Genomic DNA, 2,646 nt, shown 5'->3' with positions numbered 1-2,646 from the left:
CGGCGGTGATCGCGATCGAGTGCGCGCCGGCGGGGACCGTCATTGGGCCCGGGAGGGTGCCCGGCGTGAAGTCGTCGAGGGCGCGCTTGCCGTCGAGGTACACGTCGACGGTGACGGACGGGACGGCGTGCAGGACGGAGAGGGTGGCGTCGCCGCTGGCGGCCGTGGCGGTCGCGGCAGGCAGCACCGCAGCGGTCGCGGCGAGCAGCACACCGGACGCGAGGCCGGCGGCGAGGGTCTTCTTGCGCATCGTGTCGTCTCCTTCTCTGGCCCGGAGCGGGCCGGTCGGTGAGACGTCGTCCTCGACGTCTCACCGGGTACTACCGGCCGGACCCCCGCACCGGTTGCGCTCGGTTCCTGGGCATCTGCTCACGATGACGTACCCCGTCCGGGGCGCTGCGCCCCGATGCGCTTACGAGCGGCGGGCCCGGACCGATAGGCCCCGGTGCACGCCCACGGAAGGGCGGCATCCCGCCCCACGGACGGCGGCGGGACGATCGAGAACCAGGACGGGCCATGATCGTCGTCACACGACTCAACGGCAGCGGATTCGCTGTCAACCCGGACCTCGTGGAGCGCATCCAGGAGACGCCGGACACGACCCTCATCATGGTCGACGGCGCGAAGTACATCGTGCGCGAGTCCATGGTCGAGGTCATCGACCTCATCGCGGCGTACCGCGCGCGCATCGTCGGGATGGCCTACGGCACCGATGCGCAGCCGACGCGGAACGCCACGGGGCCGGCGCCGACCCTCGCCGCGGTCGCCCCGCTGCACGCGCACGACGGAGGCCGCTGACGTGGACATCGCGACGATCATCGGCATCCTCATCGCGTTCGGCGCGCTCTTCGGCATGGTCGAGATGGAGCACGTCGAGCTCGCCGGGCTCTTCCTGCCCGCGCCCATGCTCCTCGTGTTCGGCGCCACCATCGGCTGCGGCATCGCCAGCACGACCCTCAAGGACGCGATCGCCAGCTTCACGGCCGTCCCGAAGGCGTTCACGGGGAAGGTCACGCCACCGCAGTCGGTCATCGACGACGTGGTCGGGCTCGCCGAGACCGCCCGCGCGAACGGCCTGCTGGCGCTCGAGCAGGAGGCCGACAAGCACGACGACCCCTTCATGAAGAAGGCGCTGCAGAACATCGCCGACGGCACGGACGGCGACGAGCTGCGGATCCTCCTCGAGGACGAGATCGAGTCGAACGCCGCGCCGGTCCGGAGCGCGAGCGCGTTCTTCATGGGCCTCGGCGGCTTCGCGCCGACGGTCGGCATCATCGGCACCGTCGTGTCGCTGACGCACGTGCTCGCGAACCTCGGCAAGCCGGACGAGCTCGGGCCCCTGATCGCGAGCGCGTTCGTCGCCACGCTCTGGGGGCTGCTCACCGCGAACTTCCTCTGGCTGCCCATCGGCGGCAAGCTCCGCAAGCTCGCGCAGCTCGAGACCGACCGGCAGACGCTGCTGATGGAGGGCCTCCTCGCCGTCCAGGCGGGCAGCCAGCCCCGGCTGCTCGGCGAGCGGCTCAAGGCGATGGTCCCGCCCGCCGCTCGGATCGCGGACGCGAAGTCCGCGAAGAAGCAGCGCGCCGCCGACGACGACCAGCAGCTGGCGGCCTGACGATGAGCGCGAACCCCCGCGGTCGCGGTCGTGGTCGTGGCAAGAAGTCACACGACGAGGCGGAGCACCCGGACGAGCGCTGGATGGCGTCCTACATGGACATGATCACCGTCCTGATGTGCATGTTCCTCGTGCTCTTCGCGATGTCGACGGTCGACCAGCAGAAGTACATCCAGCTGAAGAACTCGCTCGCGACCGGGTTCGGCGAGGTGAAGTCGCAGAAGATCGACACCGCGTCCGGCACCGTCGTGACGAAGGACCAGGTGGAGGACGGCTCCGGCTACTCGATCGACAAGTCCCAGGCGGACCACTCGAGCGCGTCGAGCGGCCAGGCGGGCAGCAACGCCGAGGCCGGCCCCGGCACGGCCACCGCCGACCCGACGAGCACGGCCGTCCCCGCGGCCGCGTCGAAGGCCGACGTCGCCGCGGCGGAGCGGGAGCTCGACGACCTCCAGGGCATCGAGCGCGCGATCAAGCAGAACCTCCGCCGAGCAGGGCAGACCTCGAACGTGCAGTTCACCGTCGACGCCCGCGGGCTCACGGTCCGGCTCGTCGGCAGCGAGACGTACTTCGCGACCAACAGCGCCGACCTCTCGGACCAGGCGAAGCGGATCATGGACGCCATCGCGCCGGTGCTCCGGACGAGCGGCCACGACGTCAGCGTCGAGGGGCACGCCGACCAGCGCAACTCCACCGCGCCGTACGCGACGAACTGGGAGCTCAGCGCCGCGCGGGCCACCGGCGTGCTCCGCGACCTCGTCGAGCGCGGGGGGATGCCCGCCGCGCACGTGCAGAGCGTCGGGTTCGGGTCGAGCCGTCCGCTCGCGGAGGGCGACTCGGACCAGGCCCTCACCCTGAACCGACGGGTCGACATCGTGGTGCTGTCCAACCAGGACCAGGACGTCAGCGCGCTCATGCCGGCCCTCGCTGCGGCGCAGGACAGCGCGAAGGGGGTCGCGAGCGGCTGAGCCCCACCGCCCCACGGGCACGCACGGCTGAGCCTCACCGCCCACGGGGGCACGCACGGCTGA

At 71.5% G+C, this 2,646-nt stretch carries 4 protein-coding genes; 3 read left to right on the top strand and 1 reads right to left on the bottom strand.

Annotated features, from left to right (window positions below; translation table 11 throughout):
* Positions 1–250: DUF4397 domain-containing protein (locus tag I59_RS17270; protein WP_022904939.1), on the bottom strand; the 250-nt coding region annotated here is incomplete at its 3' end.
* Between the two features lie 266 nt (positions 251–516).
* On the opposite strand from I59_RS17270, the gene I59_RS17265 reads away from it, so the two are divergent.
* Genes I59_RS17265 through I59_RS17255 form a run of 3 tightly spaced genes read left to right on the top strand, consistent with a single transcriptional unit; the run spans position 517 to position 2,583 of the window.
* Positions 517–798 carry a flagellar FlbD family protein gene (locus tag I59_RS17265; RefSeq protein ID WP_022904938.1) on the top strand — a complete coding sequence of 94 codons (282 nt, stop codon included), beginning with the start codon at positions 517–519 and terminating at the stop codon, positions 796–798.
* Between the two features lies 1 nt (position 799).
* Positions 800–1,615, top strand: a complete 816-nt coding sequence (locus I59_RS17260) for a motility protein A (protein ID WP_022904937.1) — start codon at positions 800–802, stop codon at positions 1,613–1,615.
* A gap of 2 nt (positions 1,616–1,617) precedes the next feature.
* Entirely contained in the window at positions 1,618–2,583 is a 966-nt protein-coding gene (locus I59_RS17255; RefSeq protein WP_022904936.1) for a flagellar motor protein MotB, read from the top strand.
* The last annotated feature ends 63 nt before the right edge of the window (positions 2,584–2,646 follow it).

The sequence above is a fragment of the Curtobacterium sp. B8 genome, from assembly GCF_000333315.1.
Taxonomy (GTDB): domain Bacteria; phylum Actinomycetota; class Actinomycetes; order Actinomycetales; family Microbacteriaceae; genus Curtobacterium; species Curtobacterium luteum.
Note: the sequence above shows the minus strand (reverse complement) of the source record. Positions and strands in the feature narration are given on the sequence as shown.

What these genes read in the sequence shown, in the direction of transcription:
- I59_RS17265 (WP_022904938.1), top strand. Translation starts at nt 517, where the DNA reads ATGATCGTCGTCACACGACTCAACGGCAGCGGATTCGCTGTCAACCCG.
- I59_RS17255 (WP_022904936.1), top strand. Translation starts at nt 1,618, where the DNA reads ATGAGCGCGAACCCCCGCGGTCGCGGTCGTGGTCGTGGCAAGAAGTCA.